At 65.7% G+C, this 21943-nt stretch carries 20 protein-coding genes and 1 pseudogene; 17 read left to right on the top strand and 4 right to left on the bottom strand.

All coding sequences use genetic code 11. The features are described from left to right. The first annotated feature begins 116 nt into the window (after nucleotides 1-116). A complete protein-coding gene (locus HB778_RS03155; protein WP_183461410.1) occupies nucleotides 117-962 on the top strand; it encodes an aldo/keto reductase in 846 nt (281 codons plus the stop codon). 375 nt (nucleotides 963-1337) lie between these two features. Here the strand turns inward: HB778_RS03155 and HB778_RS03150 are convergent, their stop codons facing one another. Next, nucleotides 1338-1646 (bottom strand): hypothetical protein, encoded by a 309-nt coding sequence (locus HB778_RS03150; protein WP_095203923.1) that lies wholly within the window; start codon nucleotides 1644-1646, stop codon nucleotides 1338-1340. Nucleotides 1647-1821: 175 nt separating this feature from the next. Between HB778_RS03150 and HB778_RS03145 the strand changes: the two genes are divergently transcribed. Continuing rightward, nucleotides 1822-2469: a glutathione S-transferase family protein gene (locus tag HB778_RS03145; protein ID WP_183464979.1), complete on the top strand. Its 648-nt coding sequence runs from the start codon at nucleotides 1822-1824 to the stop codon at nucleotides 2467-2469. A 330-nt stretch (nucleotides 2470-2799) separates the two neighbouring features. Next, nucleotides 2800-4302, top strand: coding sequence for an ATP-binding protein (locus HB778_RS03140; protein WP_096448070.1), 1503 nt, complete (start codon nucleotides 2800-2802; stop codon nucleotides 4300-4302). A gap of 23 nt (nucleotides 4303-4325) precedes the next feature. Here the strand turns inward: HB778_RS03140 and HB778_RS41185 are convergent, their stop codons facing one another. Then, a complete protein-coding gene (locus tag HB778_RS41185) occupies nucleotides 4326-4715 on the bottom strand; it encodes a MucR family transcriptional regulator (protein ID WP_244661957.1) in 390 nt (129 codons plus the stop codon). A 400-nt stretch (nucleotides 4716-5115) separates the two neighbouring features. Between HB778_RS41185 and HB778_RS03130 the strand changes: the two genes are divergently transcribed. The 5 genes from HB778_RS03130 to HB778_RS03110 all read left to right on the top strand — a co-directional run bounded on the left by HB778_RS03130 (nucleotide 5116) and on the right by HB778_RS03110 (nucleotide 10149). Next, nucleotides 5116-5985: a DUF6502 family protein gene (locus tag HB778_RS03130; RefSeq protein WP_244661784.1), complete on the top strand. Its 870-nt coding sequence runs from the start codon at nucleotides 5116-5118 to the stop codon at nucleotides 5983-5985. Further along, nucleotides 5982-7052: a DUF5666 domain-containing protein gene (locus HB778_RS42735; RefSeq protein WP_183461409.1), complete on the top strand. Its 1071-nt coding sequence runs from the start codon at nucleotides 5982-5984 to the stop codon at nucleotides 7050-7052. Before HB778_RS03130 ends, HB778_RS42735 begins: the two co-directional genes overlap by 4 nt. A gap of 759 nt (nucleotides 7053-7811) precedes the next feature. After that, nucleotides 7812-9326 carry a glycosyltransferase gene (locus HB778_RS03120; RefSeq protein ID WP_183461407.1) on the top strand — a complete coding sequence of 505 codons (1515 nt, stop codon included), beginning with the start codon at nucleotides 7812-7814 and terminating at the stop codon, nucleotides 9324-9326. Continuing rightward, on the top strand, nucleotides 9326-9946 hold the full coding sequence (locus HB778_RS03115; protein ID WP_183461405.1) for a hypothetical protein: 621 nt from the start codon (nucleotides 9326-9328) through the stop codon (nucleotides 9944-9946). The genes HB778_RS03120 and HB778_RS03115 overlap by 1 nt, the downstream gene beginning before the upstream one ends. After that, nucleotides 9943-10149 (top strand): hypothetical protein, encoded by a 207-nt coding sequence (locus HB778_RS03110; RefSeq protein ID WP_183461403.1) that lies wholly within the window; start codon nucleotides 9943-9945, stop codon nucleotides 10147-10149. Before HB778_RS03115 ends, HB778_RS03110 begins: the two co-directional genes overlap by 4 nt. Nucleotides 10150-10231: 82 nt before the next feature. Here HB778_RS03110 and HB778_RS03105 read toward each other — a convergent pair whose 3' ends face one another. Then, a complete protein-coding gene (locus HB778_RS03105) occupies nucleotides 10232-10876 on the bottom strand; it encodes a GntR family transcriptional regulator (RefSeq protein WP_244661956.1) in 645 nt (214 codons plus the stop codon). A 339-nt stretch (nucleotides 10877-11215) separates the two neighbouring features. Between HB778_RS03105 and HB778_RS03100 the strand changes: the two genes are divergently transcribed. The 8 genes and pseudogenes from HB778_RS03100 to atzF all read left to right on the top strand — a co-directional run bounded on the left by HB778_RS03100 (nucleotide 11216) and on the right by atzF (nucleotide 19545). Beyond that, nucleotides 11216-12343 (top strand): BMP family ABC transporter substrate-binding protein, encoded by a 1128-nt coding sequence (locus HB778_RS03100; protein ID WP_183461399.1) that lies wholly within the window; start codon nucleotides 11216-11218, stop codon nucleotides 12341-12343. Between the two features lie 18 nt (nucleotides 12344-12361). Further along, the gene (locus HB778_RS03095) at nucleotides 12362-13504 is read left to right on the top strand and encodes an ABC transporter permease (protein ID WP_183461397.1); all 1143 of its coding nucleotides are present in this window, start codon (nucleotides 12362-12364) and stop codon (nucleotides 13502-13504) included. Beyond that, nucleotides 13504-14430: an ABC transporter permease gene (locus HB778_RS03090; protein WP_095203915.1), complete on the top strand. Its 927-nt coding sequence runs from the start codon at nucleotides 13504-13506 to the stop codon at nucleotides 14428-14430. The genes HB778_RS03095 and HB778_RS03090 overlap by 1 nt, the downstream gene beginning before the upstream one ends. Nucleotides 14431-14458: 28 nt before the next feature. Continuing rightward, entirely contained in the window at nucleotides 14459-15160 is a 702-nt protein-coding gene (gene biuH, locus HB778_RS03085) for a biuret amidohydrolase (RefSeq protein ID WP_183461395.1), read from the top strand. Nucleotides 15161-15170: 10 nt separating this feature from the next. Next, the gene (locus HB778_RS03080; RefSeq protein WP_183461393.1) at nucleotides 15171-16694 is read left to right on the top strand and encodes an ABC transporter ATP-binding protein; all 1524 of its coding nucleotides are present in this window, start codon (nucleotides 15171-15173) and stop codon (nucleotides 16692-16694) included. Beyond that, a complete protein-coding gene (locus tag HB778_RS03075) occupies nucleotides 16694-17362 on the top strand; it encodes a cysteine hydrolase family protein (RefSeq protein WP_183461391.1) in 669 nt (222 codons plus the stop codon). The genes HB778_RS03080 and HB778_RS03075 overlap by 1 nt, the downstream gene beginning before the upstream one ends. Next, complete coding sequence (locus HB778_RS03070; RefSeq protein WP_183461389.1) at nucleotides 17355-17705, top strand: cupin domain-containing protein; 351 nt, start codon at nucleotides 17355-17357, stop codon at nucleotides 17703-17705. Before HB778_RS03075 ends, HB778_RS03070 begins: the two co-directional genes overlap by 8 nt. Beyond that, nucleotides 17702-19545 (top strand): annotated as a pseudogene (gene atzF / locus HB778_RS03065) (allophanate hydrolase). Before HB778_RS03070 ends, atzF begins: the two are co-directional and overlap by 4 nt. 17 nt (nucleotides 19546-19562) lie before the next feature. On the opposite strand, the gene HB778_RS03060 reads toward atzF, so the two are convergent. Beyond that, nucleotides 19563-20198, bottom strand: coding sequence for a class I SAM-dependent methyltransferase (locus tag HB778_RS03060; RefSeq protein WP_183461387.1), 636 nt, complete (start codon nucleotides 20196-20198; stop codon nucleotides 19563-19565). A 197-nt stretch (nucleotides 20199-20395) separates the two neighbouring features. On the opposite strand from HB778_RS03060, the gene HB778_RS03055 reads away from it, so the two are divergent. Then, nucleotides 20396-21934, top strand: coding sequence for an alpha/beta hydrolase (locus tag HB778_RS03055; RefSeq protein WP_183461385.1), 1539 nt, complete (start codon nucleotides 20396-20398; stop codon nucleotides 21932-21934). Nucleotides 21935-21943 lie beyond the last annotated feature (9 nt).

Raw genomic sequence — 21943 nt, 5'->3', positions numbered from 1 at the left:
GCTGTGAAGTCGAGCCTCGCGAATTTGTCCACCGGCGACTGGTCGTCGCCCCAGCGCGTGCCTAGATAGGCTGCGTTGGGCGACCGCCCGGACATCTCTTCGCAAAGGACCCGACCATGCCCGCACAGATCACGCTGAACGACGGCGCCACCATCCCCCAGCTTGGCCTTGGCGTGTGGCAGGTCGATCACGGCATCACCGCCCAAGTCGTGGGCTGGGCGATTAAGGCCGGCTACCGGCTGATCGACACCGCCGAAGGCTACCAGAACGAGGAGGGCGTCGGCGAGGCGATCCGCTCCGCCGATGTGCCGAGAAACGAGCTGTTCATCACCTCGAAACTGCGCAACGGCGCCCACCAGCGCGATGCCGCCTTGCGCGCTTTCGACGACACGATGGAAAAACTCGGCGTCGAGCAGATCGACCTGTTCCTGATCCACTGGCCGGTGCCCAGCCGGGACAGATATGTCGAGGCCTGGAAGACCCTCATCGAGCTCAAGCAGGCCGGCCGCATCAAGTCGATCGGCGTGTCGAATTTCAACAGGGATCACCTGGAGCGCATCATCGGCGAGACCGGCGTGGTTCCGGTGGCCAACCAAATCGAACTGCATCCGCGTTTCCAGCAGCGCGCGCTCAGGGAATTTCACGCCCGCCACAACATCCACACCGAAAGCTGGAGCCCGCTGGGCAGCGGCCGGCTGCTGAGCGACCCGACCATCGCGGGCATTGCCGGTAAGCACGGCAAGTCGGCGGCGCAGGCGATCATCCGCTGGCACCTGCAGCAAGGGCTGATCGTCATCCCGAAATCGGTCCGCCAGGATCGCATATCAGCCAATTTCGATGTCTTCGATTTCGAGCTGGACGCGCAGGACCTGAAGACGATCGCCGGCATGGATTCGGCTGATGGACGCGACGGCCCGAACCCGGCGACGGCGTCGTTTTTTGTTCTGAGGAGCCGGCGATGACGCTGCCGATCTCCCCCTCGTGGGGGAGATGTCCGGCAGGACTGAGGGGGGGCGCTGCCCCGCCGGCATATCAGGATCTGGGTTCCTCGCCCCCGCGAAGCGGGGAGAGGTGGCCGCGAAGCGGTCGGAGAGGGGGCCTTCGTAGGGCGCAGGCGCTCATGCCGGAGCATTCCAGCACAGGTCAGTGCCATTCCCCTCTCCGTCTCGGCTTCGCCGAGCCACCTCTCCCCACTTCGTGGGGCGAGGAACCCAAGCTGGACTTCTGTCCTGCCGGACGTTCGTCGTTCAGAAAGCCAAGCAATTGGCTTTCTGTCCGCTATGCGGACCACTCCTCAACCCCCACGAGGGGGGAGATCGGCAGCTGCGCCCTTTTTGCTAAATCCCCGACCCGTCGAGCTGCTGCGCGTCGTCGCCTTCCCAGGGCGCCGGCAGCGAGCCGCCGCGGCTGAGATTGGCCGAGGGCAGGGGCATCCAGCATTTCAGCTCCGGTTCGGCATATTCGACGACGCGGCCGGGCGAGGAATCCGACGCCCGCCAGCCTTCCCCGGCGAACTGGTCGCCGCGCGCCCAGTAGGCGAGGTCGACTTCCGCCGGTCCCTGTTCGGAGGGACGGACCGTGACCAGGATCCGGCTGCCGTCCTTGGGCGCCGTCGACATGTGGCGCCACCGTTCGGGCTCGTCCATCGCATTTCCTCCTGCCTTGGTGCGAGATGAAGTGTCGCCTCGCCATCGATGGTGGTCAACCCACACTTTGTCGGATTACATCGGCCACCTCCGTCCTAGGTCTGGCGATGTTCGCCAGGACAAGGAGAGGCATTTTATGCGTGACAGGGTCGAGCCGATGCCGGCTGGCAGCGAAATGAAACTGTACTTCAGCCGCAATCCCAATCCGCGCCTGGCGGTCGCGGTGGCACGCCATCTCGAGGCGCAGGTGACTTTCGAATTCGCGTCACCCTTTGCGCCGGGGCAAGCGGAGCGATTCCGGCCGCTCAATCCCAACCTTTCCATTCCCATCCTCGCATGGCCGGGCGGCAGCCTTTGGGAAGCGGACGCCATAGCCTGCCGGCTGTCGCGCGACGTCGGATCGGATTTCTGGCGCACCGGTGATGACGAGCCCGACATGATCCGCTGGCTGAGCTGGGGCAAGGAGAATTTTGCGCGGGCCTGCGACATGGTGCATTTCGAGCGTGGCACCAAGCAGCGCTATCACTTAGGCCCAATCGATCATCAACTGGTCGAGGAGGGGCTGAGGCTCTTCGACACAACGGCGGCAATCCTGGAGGCAGCGCTTGGCAACCGGCAATGGCTGGTGGGAGATCGGGTTTCCTATGCCGATTTCCGCATGGCGACGTTCCTGCCCTTCAACGAAGTCGCCGGCCTGCCGCTTGAGGACTATCCCGCGCTCGCGCGCTGGTATCGCCGGCTCGAAGCCATCGATGCCTGGCGCGACCCTTTCGCGGGGCTGGATGCGCCGCATTTGCCGCCGGTGCCGCAGCAAGGCGCGTAAGCTGAGAGCGTTGGGGAAAAACTGACGACCGGCGCATACACAAAGGAAACTTGAAGGCGCCGGCCGCCATTTGGGGCGTTGGGGTGCATCTCGTTGGGGCGCGATGCAAGGTCAGGCTAAACGGATGGCCGGCCTCTGCAATCGCAACGCCGGCCTATGGTGAACAGGTGGTTACTATCCACAGGCGCCGGCCGGCGCGGCCGCTCTTGCCGGCGCTTCACCCTTGCTCACAACTGTGCGCAACACCCGCTGCTTGGCCATCGGTGCTCGACGGGCCGCGCCCGGGTTGGTAAGCCCCATGCCGCGCAGGAGACCTTTTTGAGTCGAGACATGACCGTTGCGATCGAGATGGGACACACCACGGCGGGCGCCCCAGCGAACCTCGATCTCGAGGAGCTGCTGGCGACCCGCCTTCTGGTGCAGGGTAATTCGGGCTCCGGCAAGTCGCATCTGTTGCGCCGGCTGCTGGAGCAGAGCGCGCCCTGGGTGCAACAGACCATCATCGATCCCGAAGGCGATTTCGTCTCGCTCGGCGAGCGTTACGGCCATCTGGTGATCGATGCCGAGGAGCACACCGAGCGCGGCCTGCAGGCGGCCGGCGAGCGCGCACGCATCCACCGCGTTTCCACCGTGCTCAACCTCGAAGGGCTCGACGCCGAAAACCAGATGCGGCGCGCCGCTGCCTTCCTGGGCGGGTTGTTCGAGGTCGCCCGCGACCATTGGTATCCGATGCTGGTGGTGGTGGACGAGGCGCAGCTGTTCGCGCCGGCTGTGGCCGGCGAGGTTTCGGACGAAGCGCGCAAACTCTCGCTCGGCGCCATGACCAATCTGATGTGCCGTGGCCGCAAGCGGGGACTGGCTGGCATCATCGCCACGCAGCGGCTGGCCAAGCTTGCCAAGAATGTCGCGGCGGAAGCCTCCAATTTCCTCATGGGCCGCACCTTCCTCGATATCGACATGGCGCGCGCCGCCGATCTGCTCGGCATGGAGCGGCGCCAGGCGGAAGCGTTTCGCGATCTGGAGCGCGGGCAGTTCATGGCGCTGGGGCCGGCGCTGTCGCGGCGGCCGCTCGGCCTGCGTATCGGCCCGACCGACACCAGCCCGCGCAACGGCACGCCGCGGCTGATGGCGATGCCGGAATCAGCGCTCGAGGACGCCCGTGCGATCATCCTGGCGGCACCGCCGCCCGAGACGGTGCGCACGCCGCGCCGGGTGGCGTCACCAGACCTGCTCGACCAGCTGATGGCGGCGAAATCGGCGGCGCTGGAAATCCGCCCCGAACCGGCGGAGCCGCAAATCAGCGCCGAGGATCTGGCGGAGCGGCGCGAGCGGGTCGACCGCGTGCTGCGCGCCATTCTGGCGCAGCCCGATGCGGGTTTTCGCGTCATCGGCGTGCTCTACCAGGAATTCGTGGTGCGCTGCCGCATCGAGGGCCTCGCCTCGGTGGTGCCGGACCTCGCTGAATTCCGCCGCATGCTGACGCGCGCCCGCGCCGGCCTCGGCTCCGAGACGACGCAGGATGACGCGTGGCGGGACGTTTCCGTCCGCGCCTCGCTGCTGCCCGACGACATGCAGGGCGTGTTCATGATGATCGCGCGGGCGGCGAAGGAGGGCTGGCCGTGCCCGAGCGACGCCGCGATCGCACGCGCCTACGGTTCGCACTCGCTGCGCCGTGCCCGGCGTCTCCTGACCTATATCGAGGAGCAGGGCCTCATCGTCTGCCAGCTCGACGGCACGGGAAAGCGCACCGTGACGCTGGTCGAACTCGCCTGGGCCACGGCGCCCGGCGACCCCAATGCCGAGGAGGCGGAGCAGGGGAGCCTGGCGCTCTGAGGGGGCGCGCCGCTTCCGGCCGGCTATTTTGATTTGCGGCCCAGCCCCATGGATTTGGCGAGTTTCGAGCGGGTCGCGGAATAGTTTGGCGCCACCATCGGGTAGTTGGAAGGCAGGTTCCACTTCTTGCGATACTGGTCCGGTGTCAGCCCATAGTTCGTCTCGATATGCCGCTTCAGCGATTTGAAGCGCTTGCCGTCCTCCAGGCAGATGATGAAATCGGGCGTCACGGATTTTTTGACGGGGACGGCATATCTGATCTCGTCGGGGCCGCCATCGGCAACACCATCCGAAATATTTCGGATCGACGCGTGTATTTTGCCAATGAAGTCGGGAAGCTCGGCGGCGGGAATGGGGTTGTTCGAGACATAGGACGAGACAATATCGGCGGTTATCGAGATAACCGGGTCGATATGTTTTCCGTTTCCGGCGTATGTGCTGGCGCCGTCGGTGACTTCATCAGACGTTTCTTCGAAAATTCCCCCGGCTCGGACTATGGTTGGTCTGACATAAGGCTTCTTCAAAAGGTTTCTCCTTGACGAGCATGGGCTGGCTGATGCATCTGCCGGAACATAGTTGTGGGAAAATTTCACACGTGTCAACTGGTGTGAAACGCGTCGCAAGATGATTTCGGCCAAGTCGAAGCGTTGTTCCCCGTCGGGATGCGGGCAACCGGAACTGACGCGACAGAAGGATCGCCGATGTCGCTTCTTTGGTCGGCACCCTTGTGGAAGCATTTCCCACAAGCTATTTTCGGCAGGAATTTCCGAGGGATGGATGACCGATTTAACGATTGGCAAGTGAAGGACGACAATGAGCAAATCGGGGGGACAACATCTGGATGCCGCAGGGGTCCAGAACGCGTTGAACCGGGTCCTTCGCCCGCTGGTGCGGTTGGCCATCAAGTGCGGCGTGACCTTTCCGGCCTTCGTCGACCTGCTGCGCCAGCTCTACGTCAATGTGGCGGAGCATGAATTCGCGCTGCCGGACAAGCAGCAAACCGACTCGAGGGTCAGCCTGCTGACGGGCGTGCACAGGAAGGAAGTCAGCCGGCTGAGAGGGGCGGGCGCTCCGGTGCGGGTGGTGCCCGATTCCGTTTCCAGGACCAGCGCCATCGTCGCGCGCTGGCTTGCCGATCCGCAGTTCGTCGACGCCAAGGGCGTGCCGTTGCCGCTGGCGCGAACGAGTGAGGCGGGAGAGCCGTCCTTTGCCGGTCTGGTGGAATCGGTAACCCGCGATCTCAGGCCGCGCGCGGTTCTCGACGACTGGCTCGACCGAAAGCTGGTCGAAATCGACGGCAAGGACCGGATCGTGCTGATGGAAGGGGCAATGGTGCCGCGCGGCGACGGCGAGGTCCGGCTCTACTATTTTGCCCGAAATCTCGGGGATCATGCGGCGGCCTCGGTCCAGAACGTGCTGGCCGACGCGCCGCCCTTCCTCGAGCGCGCCGTCCACTATGACGGGCTGTCGGAAGAGCTGGCCAGGTCGCTCGAGGCCTACAGCCGCGAGATCGCGGTCGAAACGCTGCTGCGCCTGAACAAATACGCAAACCAGGCCATTCAGAGCGATCCGGGCGGGACCAGCCGGTGGAACTGGGGTGTCTATATCCTCACCTCCGACGGCACGTCGCTCGTTGCCGAAGAAACGCCCGAGAACAAGGATGCCGGCGGAGAGACGGCATGAGCGGGAGGCCGACGAGACGGGGTTTCCTGACGCTCGCAGCCGCCGTGCCGGCGGTGTTTTTCAGTCTGCTTGCGCGGGCGACCGAACCGTCGAAAGACCAGGGCATTGGCGGCACCGGCTGGACGGCCGGGACCGATGGCGACCAGGGCATCGGCGGCACCGGCATCGTCGGGACGATCCAGCGCTTCGGCAGCATTTTCGTCAATGGCGTGCGGGTTCAGTACCAGCCTGACGTGCCGGTCTGGATCGACGACGTCCCCGTCGCCCCGAATAGCCTGAAGATCGGGCATATCGTGCGCGTCGCGGTGGTGCAAAAGGCCGATCGCATCGTGACCTCAGCCATCCATGTCACCAGCGAGGTGGTGGGACCGGTCGAGCGCAAGACAGCCAAATCGATGCGGGTGCTGGGACAGCAGGTCGACATCAGCCAGCTTGCGGAGGGATTGAAGGTCGGGGTGGGCGATATCGTTGCGGTTCACGGCATTCGCCGGCCCGACGGGAAAATCGTCGCCAGCCTGGTGGAGGCGAGGCCGGATGAGCAGACCTATCTGCTTCGCGGCCTGGCGGTCGTGCGGTCGGGCGCGTTGCTGGTCGGGCAGCTCAAGATCGGAGCCGGTTCGTCGCCGCTGGCAAATCGGCGCGTTCAGCTGACCCTCACCAAGGCCACGGGCGGATACAGAGTGGTGCATCTGGAAGCGGAAGCGCCGGTTCCGCAGGCCAATGTCGCGGATGTTCTCTACGAGACGTTTTTGCAACGCCGGGGGCAGCGGCTGGAATCGGGTCTTGGCGTCGCCGTCGACAATCTGAATGGCGATGTGAAATCGACTGGTGCCGTCAGGGCGTTTATCGAGGTTGGGTTCGATCGCGAGGGCAATATCGTGTCGGCGTCGCGTGGTCGCGGTGCCGGTGGGCCGTCGCCCAACCAGCCTGGGCCGAACCCACCGGGTCTGCCCGGTCAGCCTCCCGGCGGGCTGAATGGGCCAGGTACTCCGGGTGGACCCGGCGGACCGAATGGGCCAGGCGGGCCTGGTGGACCTGGGGGGCCTGGCGGCCCAGGCGGGCCCTAGTCCAACATGCTTTCTCTCGGCGGAACGCGGCAGTCTTCACCGGTTGGCGCCGCCCCTCACTGTCCTGCCGGACATCTCTCCCCGTATAGTGACGGGGGGAGAGGGGCTGGCCGCAACGGCGGCGCCTTTTTTGCAACACTGGAGATTGGCGAAGCCGCCGATGACAGCGTCCCTCTCCCCGTCACTATACGGGGAGAGGATGCCGGCAGGCAGGTGAGGGGGCAGCGCCAACGGCTGGCCGTTATTGCGCAGCGGAATTGGAGCGGTTCATCGCTTCACGAAACGCTGAGCGCCTCCATTTCCTATAGCTTTGCGCATCTTCGGATGGGGGAAGTCCCTCGCACTTCCTGTGCGGAAGCAATAATCCGGCCGGTCCGTCCTTTGCGATAGACGGAACCGGCCGGCACAGCCGTACGGGGCTCGTTGGGGTAGGGGCGTGAGCTTTTTTGGGTACGGCTGCCTTCCGCGGACCATGCGGGGGGCGGACGGTCCGCTGAATTCGATGGAATGTCCTGGCTTCCTTTCCTCTCACAGTCGCTGACAGTTCAACATGTGGGAAAATTACCCACAAGTCAACTCTGTGTGCTTGACGTGGGTAAATTTCCCACGTAGAAGAAATCAACACCTGAGGACGATCATTTGCAACCCTCGGGCCTCGGAACAAAGGCAAACAATCCGAATGGATGCGGCTTTGACCGCCACGGATTTTGTTGCCTCCGGATTGATTGATTTCGGTGAAGCAACCTCGAAGGTAAACCATTGAAAAAACTGTATATTGATGCCTCCCTGCCGTTTCGCTGGGGGCCGCATCCACCAGTGGGTATCCCGCGCGTCGAAACGGCGCTCATTCGCCAGGCGCTTCGTTGGAAGGGCTCGCCGGTCGGCTTCTTCATCGTCGACGCGTGGGGGCAGGGTCAGAGGCTCGATGAAACCGAACTTCGGTATCTGAAGCGGCTCGTCGACGGTGATTTGCCGCAGCCGATTGGCGGCGAGGGCAACTCCTATCTGGCGCGGCTGTGGAAAGTGCTGGCGATCATGCGGGAGGCGCCCTTTGCCTGTGGGCGCGAGTTCGATCGCGTGGCGGCGATCTTCCTCTCGGGTTCCGAGAAGAGGCGCGGGCTTAGGTTTCAGCTGTCCAAGACGGCCATCCGGCTTTTCAAGATCGTGAAGTCGGCGCTGCGGCCAAGCAGGCTCGACACCGGAGATCCGCTGAAAGACGAAAACGCCATATGCTTTCTGTCCAGCGCAAGCGTGCACGAACTGGCCGCCAAGAAGCTCACGGGAAAAGCCAAAAGCGGCATCTTCACCCTGATGCACGACCTCATTCCGATCGACTTCCCGCAATTCGTCGGTCCGCATCACGCGCGCGGTTTCGCCCGCAACACGGCATGGCAGCTCGAAAATGCGCAGCTGCTCGTCTGCGTGTCGAAATACACCGCCGACAGGGTGAGATGCCATGCCAAGGCCTCCGGCCTGCGCCGGATTCCCCAAGTCGCGGTTGCATCGCCCGGCGCCTTCCTGAGGGAAAGCGTCACCGACCGGGAGATGTCGGTCGAACGGCAAAATCAGAAGCGCAAATTCGTCCTCTACTGCTCGACGATCGAGATCCGCAAAAACCACATCCTTCTGCTCAAGGTCTGGCACCGGCTTTTGCCGCTGCTGGGTGAGCGGCTGCCGACGCTCGTGCTGTGCGGCCGATGGGGCTGGATGTATGAGGAGCTTACCGCCTTCATGGCGCAGCATCCCGAGCTTGCCGAACATGTCGAGTTCCGCTCCAACCTCGGCGACCGGGAACTGGCGGAACTCTATCGGGACGCCGAATTCAGCGTCTATCCTTCCGCGGTCGAAGGCTGGGGCCTGGGAGCGGCCGAGTGCCTCGATTTCGGGCTGCCGGTGCTGATTTCGGACGCTCCGTCGCTGACGGAGGCAACGCAAGGGCTGATGCCGACCATCCCCGCGCGCGACGTTGAAGGCTGGTGCGCCGCGGTCGCCAAGGCCTGCACGGATCCGGTCTGGCTGGCGGAATTGCGCCACATCATCGCGACACGATACCGCCCGATCCGTGAGCGCGCGTTTTTCGCCACCATAGTCGACCACGTGGCGGCAATCGACCACGCCGCAGAAGCCGACCACGCCGCGGCCGTCGACCCTGTCGCAGGCATCGCTTCAGATGATCTAGCGCCGAGGATTTATGGGCCGAACCGGGTGGTGGCCGGGCAGGCCAGGGGGCCTGGCCCGTTGGCGGCCGAACAACCAGTTTTTCGCAGGGCGTGATGGGAACCATTGTGGATATGTCGACGCTCGGCGGGGCGCGGGAGCGGCCCGGCAATATTGCCGTCCGGGTGATGGGGACGCCGCGATCCGGCACCAACCTCGCCAAGCACCTTATTGAACGCTACCTCGAAATCCCGGTCGTCTTCGATCAGGGGTTCTGGAAACACGGGGTCTTCCCCGCGTTGATGAGCGGGCGCGAGATCGACCATGGCGGCTTGCCCATTGTCGTCATGAGCAAGGATCCCGTCAGTCAGATTCTGTCGTGGTATCGCCTTGCCAGGAACGACACGATCTTCAAGCCGAACGGAAATCTCGGCTCGTTTCTCAGCAACCCGTTCGAGGTCAGGCAGGATTTTACCGGAGCAAGGCGAATGGAATACAGGTTCCGGTCGCCAGCCGATTACTGGAACCAGTTCTACTTCGCCATGGATGCGCTTCGCCGCGCCGGCGCCCCGGTGCATTTCATGTGCTATGAGCAGCTCGTCTCATCGGCGGCCACGTCGCTGTATCTGATCTCTGATTTCCTCGGCTTTGCCAGGCCTTTCGACGTCCGTAGCGTGGTGGAGATCCGCGGCACACGCTCGACGCGAGCAATGATCTCGACCAGGTTGCGGGCATGATGGATGAGCGCGCCGCGTTTGATCCGGCGCGCGCCGAGCTGGCCTCGGCGCTGGCCAGGATCGGCTGGCGCAACGCGAGCACCATCCTGCGCGCCATCGACGACGATGTGCTCGATGCAACGGGACGGGCCGGCTTTCGCGAGATGTGCCGCGAGGCGGTTGGCCCGGTTGCGATGCTTAGATCGCTGGTCGGGTTTTGGTGAGGGGGCTTGTCGCACCGGTTGTGCGACACGGCTTGGCCATGTCCCCGATGCCATTGAAGCTGGCTGGACCCTCAGCCTGACGTCACCGGCGCATGGTGGCGGCCTTCGGCTGGTCGCCGACAGCAAAGACGGCGCTTGCCTCGCTGACGATGGAGACGTGGTCGCGCGCGGCCTTGCCTGCGGCGGCGCCGTCGCCACGCAGGATCGCGGTGACGATGGCATCATGCTCCTGCCAGGATTTGGCCAGGCGTCCGGCCAGCCTGAACTGGGCGCGGCGGAAGGGGGCCAGCCGGCTGCGCGTCGTCGCCGTCAGCTCCTGGATGTGGGTGCTGTGGGCGCCGCGATAGAGCCGGCTGTGGAACTCGGTGTTGAAATATTCATAGTCTTCCTCGGCGCCCAGCCGCACCAGCCGCGCCGAGGCCTGGTGCTCGGTCTCGAGCGCGCGGCGCTCGCTGCCGGTCATGCGCTCGGCGCAGAAGCGCGCGCATATGCCTTCCAGCTCGGCCATGCTCTCGAACATCGAGGTGAGATGCTCCTGGGTAACGACGGCGACGATGGCGCCCCTGTTGGGTCGCCTTTCGACGAGGCCCATGGCGCTGAGCTGGCCGAGCGCCTCGCGCACCGGCGTGCGTGACACCTCGAAGCGGGCGGCCAGCGAAACCTCGTCGAGTTTTTCGCCCGGACGCAGCACGCCGGTGACGATGCGGTCGCCGATCGCCCGCACCATCTGATCGACGGTCGTGCCCGACCGGATCAACCCGCGCTTTGCCGACAAATCCGCTTCGCCTCCCGTGCTCCGGCGTCCCAAGCCATGAAATCCAGCGGCCAGACGGCGCGATCCCGACTCAGGTCGCACCCTCTATGCCTATGTTTTAATCTGCATGTCAAATTGGCTGTTTTCAAGGCAAAAAGTGCATGCAATTGCCTCTCGCTTGTGCATGGCGTGTTGCAACCGTCATTGATTTTATTGGATAAATTTATAAATTTGAACTGGCATGGCGATTGCATGCACTTTCTTGAGAAGGCGTTAACCGACCCGGAAAGGGTCCTACAGGGGAGCATTCAGATGACCGACAGATTCATGCTTAGCCGCCGCCAATTGCTCAAGACCTCCGCCGCCGGGGCGGCATTCGGGCTTGCCTCGGCGGCCCTTCCCATCTCGCGGGCCTTTGCCGCCACCGCCACAGTCGGCTTCATCTATGTCGGGCCGAAGGACGACTATGGCTACAACCAGGCGCATGCCGAGGGGGCGGCGACACTGAAGGGCATCGAGGGCATTACCGTCGTCGAGGAGGAGAACGTGCCGGAAACGGTCGATGTCCAGAAGACGATGGAATCGATGATCAATCTCGACGGCGCCTCGCTGATCTTCCCGACCTCGTTCGGCTATTTCGACCCGCACATGCTGGCGATGTGCGCGAAATTCCCCGACGTGCAGTTCCGCCACTGCGGCGGCATGTGGGACAAGGCCAAGCATCCGATGAATGCCGGCTCCTATTTCGGCTATATCGGCATGGGCCAGTATCTGAACGGTGTCGTTGCCGGCCACACCTCGAAGACCAAGAAACTCGGCTTCGTCGCCGCCAAGCCGATCCCGCAGGTGCTGCTCAACATCAATTCCTTCCTGCTCGGCGCGCGCTCGGTCGATCCGGCCATCACCTGCCAGGTCATCTTCACCGGCGAATGGTCGCTGGCGGTCAAGGAAGCGGAAGCCACCAACGCGCTGGTCGACCAGGGCGCCGACGTCATCACCTGCCATGTCGACAGCCCGAAGGTGGTGGTCGAGACCGCGGCCGGCCGCGGCGCCTTCGTCTGCGGCTATCACGCCAACCAGAGCCCGCTGGCGCCGGAAAAATACCTGACCGGCGCCGAGTGGAACTGGGCCAAGGTCTACAAGATGTTCGTCGACGACCTCGTCGCCGGCACGCCGCTGCCCAACTTCACCCGCGGCGGCCTGGCCGACGGCTTCGTCAAGATGAGCCCGCTCGGCCCCGCCGTCGGCGAGCCGGCGCGCAAGCAGTTCGACGCCACGCTGGCTGAAATGATGAAGGGTGGCTTCTCCGTCATCAAGGGGCCGCTGAAGAGCAACAAGGGTGCCGTCGTCGCCACCGCGGGCCAGGCCTTCGTCGAGACCGCCATCGAGCTCGAAAGCATGGATTATCTCGTCGAGGGCGTCGTCGGCTCGACCGCCTGATCTGAGGGGAGTGGGGCGATGACGGATACGGTGACAGAAGCCGGCGTGCCGGCACTCTTCGGCGCCAGGTTCTATCCGGCGGCGCTGGAATGGATCGCGCGGCGGGCGGAGGCTTTCGTCATTCCGCTGGCGGCACTCGTCGTCGGCATGGCGCTGTTCAGCCTGTTCATTGCGCTCGTCGGCAAGTCGCCGGTCCTGCTCTATGAAACCATGTGGCGCGGCGGTTTCGGCTCCTGGTTCTCCATCCAGAACTCGCTGTCGCGGGCCGCACCGCTGCTTCTGGCGGCGCTCTGCGTGGCGCTGCCGGCGCGGCTTGGCCTCGTCGTCATCGGCGGCGAGGGCGCCATCGTGCTCGGCGGTGTTGCCGCCGCTGCCATCGGCGTGACGCTGAGCGGCGCGCCTTCCCCAATCGTCATTCTTGCCATGGGCGTGGCGGGCCTGGCCGCCGGCGGCATCTGGATCGGTGCCGTCGGCGCGCTGCGCCACTACCGGGCCGTCAACGAAACCATCTCCAGCCTGCTGATGGCCTACATCGCCATAGCGCTGATGAACCAGCTGGTCGAAGGGCCGCTGCGCGACCCGGCCTCGCTCAACAAGCCGTCGACGCAACCGCTGGCGGAGATCTACCGTATCGGCAACATACCGGGCATGGACGTGCATTGGGGGCTGGTCGTCGGCGTCGTCGCCTGCGTCCTGTCCTGGGTGCTCATCGAAAAGACCCGCTGGGGTTTTGCCGCCCGCATCGCCGGTGGCAATGTGCGGGCGGCACAGGTGCAGGGGCTGGCCGTCGGGCCGCTCATCGTCGGCTTCACGGCGCTGGCCGGTGGCTTCGCCGGGCTTGCCGGCATGCTGGAGGTCGCCGCCGTGCAGGGCAGCGCCAATGCCTCGCTCGCCGCCGGCTATGGCTATACCGGCATCCTCGTCGCCTTCCTGGCCCGCCACAATCCGCTGGCGATCATCCCGGTCGCCATCCTGCTTGGCGGCATCGACGCCTCGGGCGGGCTGATCCAGCGCCGCCTGGACCTGCCAGACGCCACGGTGCTGGTGCTGCAAGGCATGATCTTCATCGTCATCCTGTTCAGCGAAACCTTTTACGGCCGCTTCAAGGCCTTCAATCCCGATCTGTGGAAGAGGCCCGATCTCTTGAAGGGGACTGCCTGATGGACGCGACCGAGATCGGCCTGTGGGGCGTGCCGCTGGCCATTCTGGGTGGCGCCATCCGCGTGTCGACGCCCTTCATCTTCGTCTCGCTGGGCGAGGCGATCACCGAGCGGTCCGGCCGCATCAATCTGGGGCTCGAAGGCACGCTCGTCTTCGGCGCCATGACCGCCTATGCGGTCGCGGTGATGACCAACTCGCCCTGGATCGGCCTGCTTGCCGCCGCCTTCGCCGGCCTGTGCTTCGGCCTGTTCCACGGCTGGATCTGCAAATTCCCCAAGGTGAACGACATCGCCATCGGCATCGCGCTGATGCTGTTCGGCTCGGGGCTGGCCTTCTTCTTCGGTAAGCCGTTCATCAAGCCGAAGGCCCCCAATCTGCCGGCCATTCCCTTCGGCGGCTGGTCCGACATTCCCCAGGTGCAGGCGGCACTCGACGTCAACGTGCTGTTCCTGATCGGGGCGGTGCTGTCGGTCATCCTGTGGTGGGCGTTCCGCAACACGCGCGCAGGTCTCATCGTGCGCGTCGTCGGCGACAGTTCGGATGCGGCGCGCGCCATGGGTCTCAACCCCGACACGGTGCGGCTCGCCGCCACCGGCGTTGGCGGCGCGTTGGCCGGCATCGGCGGCGCCTATCTGTCGCTCTATTATCCCGGCAGCTGGACCGAGCGCATCTCGTCGGGGCAGGGCCTGATGGCGGTGGCGCTGGTCATCTTCGCGCGCTGGAACCCGCTCGGCTGCTTTGCCGCCGCCCTTCTGTTCGGCGGGGCGGGCGCGCTCGGACCGGCGCTGCAATCGGTCGGCGTCACGCAAGGGTACTATCTGTTCTACGCTGCGCCCTACATCCTCACCCTCATCATCATGATCGCCACCTCGTCGCCGACGCGCTCGCTTGCGGGCGCGCCGGGCGAATTGTCGATCACCAAATGACTGGCACCAAATGACTGGAGTTTTGCCGATGAACGCCAGAGCCGAATTCACCCAGCACACGATCGACGCCGAGCCCTATCCGTGGCCCTATAATGGCGACCTGCGGCCCGACAACACGGCGCTGATCATCATCGACATGCAGACCGATTTCTGCGGGCCGGGCGGCTATGTCGACCATATGGGCTACGACCTCTCACTGGTCCGGGCGCCGATCGAGCCGATCAAGGCGGTGCTGTCGGCGATGCGGGCCAAGGGCTACACCATCATCCACACGCGCGAGGGGCACCGACCCGATCTCGCCGACCTGCCGGCCAACAAGCGCTGGCGCTCGCGCCGCATCAATGCCGGCATCGGCGACCCCGGTCCGTGCGGGCGCATCCTGGTGCGTGGCGAGCCGGGCTGGGACATCATCCCCGACCTCTATCCGATCGAGGGCGAGCCGATCATCGACAAGCCCGGCAAGGGCTCGTTCTGCGCCACCGATCTGGAGCTGATCCTCAACCAGCGCGGCATCGAGAACATCGTGCTGACCGGCATCACCACCGATGTCTGCGTGCACACCACCATGCGCGAGGCCAATGACCGCGGCTATGAATGCATGATGCTGGAAGATTGCTGCGGGGCGACCGACTTCGGCAACCATCTGGCGGCGATCAAGATGATCAAGATGCAGGGCGGCGTCTTCGGCACGGTGTCGAATTCGAAGGCGCTTATCGCGCAACTGCCGTGAGGAGGCCGCGATGAGCGACAGGAAAGCGGTCGGCGTCGAAACCATTGGGATGACCATGCGTTTCGGCGGTTTCACGGCGCTGGACGCCGTGTCGGTGAAGGTGCCGGCGGGCTCGTTCCATGCGCTGCTCGGCGAGAACGGCGCCGGCAAGTCGACGCTGGTCAAATGCATGATGGGTTTTTATCACCCGACCTCCGGCGACATCCTCGTCGATGGCCGCGAGGTGGCGATTGCCAGTCCGCGCGACGCCTCGGCGCTCGGGCTCGGCATGGTCTACCAGCACTTTACCCTCGTCCCCTCGCTGACCGGTGCGGAAAACCTCGTCATCTCGCGCGAAAAAGTTCCCGGTGTGATCGACTGGCGCAAGGAGCGCGGAGAGCTTGCCGTGTTCATGGAGCGCATGCCGTTCAAGCTGCCGCTCGACGTCAAGGTGGCGGAGCTCGCGGCCGGCGAGAAGCAGAAGCTTGAAATCATCAAGCAGCTCTATCTCGGCCGCTCCTTCCTGGTGCTGGACGAGCCGACCTCGGTGCTGACGCCCGGCGAGGCGCAGGAGGTGCTGGGGCTGGTGCGGGACATGACAAAGGCCGGCGACCTCACCGTGCTGATGATCTCGCACAAATTCCATGAGGTGACCGCCTTCGCCGACGATGTCAGCGTGCTGCGCAAGGGCAGACTGACGGGAACCGGCCGCGTCGCCGATCTCGACCACAAGGCGATGGCGGCGATGATGATCGGCGACCAGCCGATCGCCGCTCTCGACAGCCGCGCAGCACCCAAGGCCGATGCCGAGATCGTGCTCAAGGTCAAATCGCTGAAGGCGCCGGACCGTACCGGGCTGAAGTCGATCCGCATCGCGGATCTCGGCGTGCGCTCGGGCGAGATCGTCGGCATCGCCGGCATTTCCGGCAACGGCCAGAAGGAATTCCTTGAAGTGCTGGCCGGCCAGCGGCCGCGCGACGGCGGCGAGGTGCTGGTGCGCGGTTCCGCCTATGCGGCGACACGGGCCGAGGCGCGTGCGCTCAATGTGCGGCTCATTCCCGAGGAGCCGCTGAAGAATGCCTGCGCGCCGAAAATGACAGTGGCCGAGAACATCTCCTTCCGCACCTTCGACATGGACGGCAATGGCCGGCCGGTAAGCTGGATCAGCACCAGCGCTATCCGCGCCTTCAGCGCCCGGCTGGTCGAGCAGTTCAAGGTCAAGACCGCCTCCCTGTCCTCGCCCATCGCCTCGCTGTCGGGCGGCAATGTGCAGCGTGCGATGCTGGCGCGCGAGCTGACCGGCGAGGTCGATCTGCTGATCGTCTCCAACCCATGCTTCGGCCTCGATTTCTCGGCCGTGGCCGAAATCCGCGCCCGCATCATGAAGGCGCGCAATGCGGGTGCGGCCGTGCTGCTGATGTCGGAGGACCTCGACGAGTTGCTGGAATTGTCGGACCGCATCTTCGTCATGTCGGACGGCGCGCTGGTCTACGAGACGCCGATCGCGCAAGCGAGCGTTCAGACGATCGGCGAGCATATGGCAGGACATCACTGATGCCGGAAATCGATGCGCTGCCGTTTTCCTTCGCCTTCAAGCCGCAGACGATGGCGCTGGTCGTCATCGACATGCAGCGCGATTTCGCCGAGCCGGGTGGCTTCGGCGCCAGCCTCGGCAATGATGTCAGCCGGGTCACGGCGATCGTGCCGACGGTGAAGAAATTGATCGAAGGGTTCCGTGCCGCCGGCCTGCCGGTGATCCACACCATGGAGTGCCACCGCGCCGATCTGTCCGACCTGCCGCCGGCCAAGCGCAATCGCGGCAATCCGTCGATCCGCATCGGCGATGTCGGGCCGATGGGCAGGGTGCTGATCGTCGGCGAGCCGGGCACGGCAATCCTCGACGAACTCAAGCCGCTGCCGGGCGAGATCGTCATCGAGAAGCCCGGCAAGGGGGCCTTCTATGCGACCAGCTTCGGTGACGAGCTGAAGCGGCTCGGCGCCAGGCAGCTGGTTTTCGCCGGTGTCACCACCGAGGTCTGCGTGCAGACGACGATGCGCGAGGCCAATGATCGCGGCTATGAGTGCCTGCTCGCCGAAGACGCGACGGAAAGCTATTTCCCCGAGTTCAAGGCGGCGGCCATCGCCATGATCCGGGCGCAAGGCGCCATCGTCGGCTGGACGGCGACGACCGACCAGGTGCTGCAGGGACTTGCCGATGGCTAATCTGAGTTTTGCCGGCCTCGTCGGTGGCGGCTGGCGCGACCTGGCGTTCGAGCCTTTTCGCGAGGGCATCACGGTGCACTGGCTGCTCAAGGGCGGGCCGGTCGAGCCGTCGGTGGCGATCCTCGACTACCGGGCCGGCGCCGGCGTGCCGCGCCACCGCCATGTCGGGCTGGAAACCATCGTCGTGCTCGCGGGCACGCAGAGCGACGAGAATGGCGACTATTCAGCCGGCAGCGTCATCCTGAACCCGGTCGGCACCGAGCATTCGGTGTGGACGAAGAACGGCTGCGTCGTGCTGATCCAGTGGGATTTGCCGGTGATCATTCTGGGGGAGGCCAAATGAGCGAGATCCGCTTCGACATCGGCAGTCTGCATGCGGCCTACGCCGCCGGAGTTACTGTCGCCGACATGATCGATGCCGTGCATGCGCGCATCGCGGCGGCTGACGATCCCGGTATCTTCATTCATCTGGTCAGCCGGGCGGAGATGCTGGCGCAGGCGCAAAAGCTCGGGCCGTTCGATCCGGTGGCCAAGCCGCTGTGGGGCGTGCCGTTCGCAGTCAAGGACAACATCGAAGTCGCCGGTATGCCGACCACCGCCGCCTGCGCCGAATATGCCTATACGCCCGACCATGACGCCACCGTGGTGGCACGGCTGAAGGCCGCCGGCGCGCTGGTGGTCGGCAAGACCAATCTCGACCAGTTCGCCACCGGCCTGGTCGGCGTGCGCACGCCCTATCCGATCCCGAGGAACACCGTCGATGCCAGCCTCGTGCCCGGCGGCTCCTCGTCGGGGTCGGCGGTGGCGACGGCGCGCGGTATCGTGTCCTTCGCGCTCGGCACCGATACGGCCGGGTCCGGCCGCATCCCCGCCGGCCTCAACAACATCGTGGGGCTGAAGCCGACCGTCGGCGCGCTCTCCGCCGCCGGGGTCGTGCCGGCCTGCCGCACGCTCGACTGCGTCTCGGTGTTCGCGCTGACCGTCGACGATGCCTATGCGGTATTCGGCGTGGCGCGGCCAAGGACCCGGCCGATGCCTATTCGCGCGCTGTGAAGGTGCCGGCGCTTGCGGCGCGCCCGCCGGTGCTGAGCGTCGGGGTGCCGGCGAAGGCGGACCTGCAATTCTTCGGCGATGCCTCGATGCAAGCCGGCTTCGAGGCCGCTCTTGGCCTTCTGGAAAAGCTCGGCTGCCGGCTGGTGGAAATCCCGTTCACCGATTTCTACGCCACCGCCAATCTGCTCTATGAAGGCGCCTGGGTGGCCGAACGCTACGCCGCGATCCGCGACTTCATGGATGCCAATGAAGCCGCGATGCATCCGGTGACGCGCAAGATCATCGGTGGCGCGCGCGGCCTGTCGGCGGCCGATGCCTTCAAGGGCCTCTATGCGCTGCAGGCCTACAAGGCCAGGCTCGCGCCGGTCATCGCTTCGGTCGACCTGTTCTGCGTGCCGACCGCGCCGACGCATTATGCGCTCGACGCCGTGCTCGCCGATCCGATCACCACCAACAGCAGGCTCGGCACCTACACCAATTTCGTCAACCTGCTCGACATGTGCGGCATCGCCGTGCCGACCGGCGAGCGCAGCGACGGCCTGCCGATGAGCGTGACCTTGCTCGCCATGGCGGGCAGGGACTGGCTGACGGCGGCACTTGCCCGCGACATTCATGCCGCGAGCAACGTGCCGCTCGGCGCGACCGGCTGGGCGCAGCCGGGCATTGCGCCGGCAGCGTCGTCAGCCGATGACGGCATGATTGATCTCGTGGTTGTCGGCGCGCATCTGTCGGGCATGCCGCTCAACGGCCAACTCACGCAGCTTGGCGCGCGGTTTTCGCGCGCGGCCAGGACATCCACCGCCTACAGGCTTTACGCGCTGGCCGGCCAGTCCGTGCCCAAGCCCGGCCTGATCCGCGTCGCCGAGGGCGGCGCCGCCGTCGAGGTCGAGGTCTGGCGGCTGTCGGCTGACGCCTTCGGCCGCTTCGTCGCCGCCATCCCGCCGCCGCTCGGCATCGGCACCATCGAGCTCGAGGACGGCAGTTCGGCCAAGGGCTTTTTGGCCGAAACCGTTGGGCTCAGCGGTGCCTCCGACATCTCGTCCTTCGGCGGCTGGCGCCGGTTTGTGGAATGCGGCGAGGCGGTGACGCAGCAAGGCGGACAGCGAGCGAAGAGAGCGGTGCCGGGCTGAGTGGCGGCAAAGGCCGGTCAGCCTGCCGCCGCGATGCCGGCGTGGTGGCTGCCCAACTGCCAGAAGGGCAGGGGGAACCGCCCGTGCTGCACTTCGAGCAGGCGGAAGCCCGCGCCACCGATCAGGCGCAGCGGATCGCGGTTGAGGTGGCAGCCGCCGGCGATCGATCCCCACAGGCGGTTCAGCCGCTCCTGCCAGCGGCGGCAGCGCGGACCCTCGGCCTGGCCGTGCTCGATGAAGAGCAGCCGGCCCGTCGGCTTCAGGACGCGGCGGATTTCGCCGAGCGCCGCCTCGGCGTCGGGAATGGTGCAGAAGGCATAGGTGACGACCACTGTGTCGGCGAAGCCGTCGGCGAGAGGCAGGCTTTCGCCGCCGGCCCGGATGCATTCGACCGGGAATGGCATGGCACGGCTTTTCGGCGCGGCGAGGCCGAGCATGGTGCCGTCGGGATCGATGCCGATCAGCCGCTGCACCCTGGCGGTATCGTAATAGGGCAGGTTGAGGCCCGAGCCGAAGCCGACCTCGACGACGACACCTTCGGCCCTCGGGATGACGCGCCTGCGCATCCGCGCGAAGGCGCCGGCCGAACAGGCGGCATGGACGAAATAGGGGGCAACGCAGCGCGCATACCAGGAGAGGCAAGTCTGGCACATGGCTCAACCTCCATGTCCGGCTGCAGGGACGCTGCGGGCAAGCGGCTCTGAAGTGCTGTGGCTTGATGTATTGACCGGTGACATTTCTCGCTCCAAGGAAATTGATCGGGCCCGATCGGCTCGAATTCGCGGGGATGGATAGAAGGCCGGCGTCCCCTCAACGTCCTCTCGAATCCCCTGCGGCCGCGTGCGGATCGATGGAGCTGATACAACTCAGGCTTCTGGGTTTTCCGGAGTTCCGGCTGGACGGGCGCCGGATAGAGCTCGCCTTGCGCAAGGCGGCGGCGCTCGTCATCTACCTTGCCGAGGCCGGCGGACCGGTGGCGCGCGACGTCGCCGCCACGCTGCTCTGGCCCGAAGCCGACGCGGAAGCCGCCCGCGCCCGACTGCGGCGCACGCTCTACAAGATCCGCGTCGCGTTCGGCGAGGAGGTCATATCCGCCAGCGCGACATCCCTCATTGTGCGCCCGCCACTGTTCGTCGCGGCTGACTCACAGGCCTTCGATTACGCCTGCGATGCCGGGCTGCTCGACGATGCCGCCGGCCTCTACACCGGCGACTACCTCGCCGGCTTCTCTCTGCCGGATTGCCCCGAATTCGAGGAATGGGTGTTCTTCCGTCGCGAGGCCTTGCGCAGCCGGCTGGTGCAGGCGCTGGAGCGGCTGGTCGAAGCCAGGATCGCCGGCGGCGATGCGCGTGGCGCTGTCATGCACGCCACTCGCCTTGCCGCCCTCGACCCCTTGAGCGAAAGCGCCCACCGCCACCTGATCCGTGCCCATCTGGCGGCCGGCGACCGGGCGGCGGCCGAGCGCCAGGGCGAGGCCTGCGCGCGGCTGCTGCGCGACGAACTCGGCGTGGCGCCGGATCCCGCCACGCTCGCTTTGTTGCGCGCCAGCGATGCCGAACCGGAGATGCCGAGAACCCGCTATGTCGCCGTGGACGGCATCCATATCGCCTACCAGACCATAGGCAGCGGCCCGGCCGATATCGTGCTTGTTCCCGGCTTCATCTCGCATGTCGAGCGCATCTGGGAAGACCGGAGCTGCCGCGCCTGGCTCAGTGCCGTGTCGCGGCTCGGCCGGCTGATCCTGTTCGACCGGCGCGGCATGGGCCTGTCCGACCGCGTCGGCGCACGCCCGACCGTCGAAGCCACCGCGCGCGACATATTGGCGGTGATGGATGCCGCCGGCAGCCGCAAAGCCTTGCTGGTCGGCGCTTCGGAGGGCGGGCCGGGCTGCATCTGCTTTGCCGTCGACCACCCCGACCGGCTGAGCGGCCTGGTTCTCTGGGGCTCGCTCGCCAAGGGCAGCCGCGCGCCCGACTATCCCTTCGCGCTGACCTCGGCGCAATACGATCTCTGGCAACAGCGCCTGCTCGCCGGTTGGGGCGGCCCGGCGGAAATCGAAACCTTCGCGCCAAGTGTCGCCGAAGACCGCCAGGCGCGCGCCTGGTGGGCCGGCCTGCTCAGGGCCGCCTCCAGCCCCGGTGCGGTCGCCGGCCTGCTGCAGGCGCTGCGCGACGCCGACGTGCGGCCGCTGCTGTCAAAAGTCTCGGCCAAGACGCTGGTGCTGCACCGCAGGGGTGACCGGGCCGTGCGGGTCGAGGCCGGGCGATACCTGGCGGGAAGGATAGCGGGGGCGCGGTTTGTCGAGCTCGAGGGGGAGGATCACTGGTTTTGGGTGGGGGAGCAGAGGGTGTTGCTGGAGGGGATTGAGGGGATGACGAGCGGACGGTGAGGCAGGCCC

Origin of the sequence: Mesorhizobium huakuii (genome assembly GCF_014189455.1) — a bacterium.
GTDB lineage: Bacteria > Pseudomonadota > Alphaproteobacteria > Rhizobiales > Rhizobiaceae > Mesorhizobium > Mesorhizobium huakuii_A.
The sequence above is the reverse complement of the archived record's forward strand: the minus strand, read 5'-3'. Positions and strand labels throughout refer to the sequence as shown.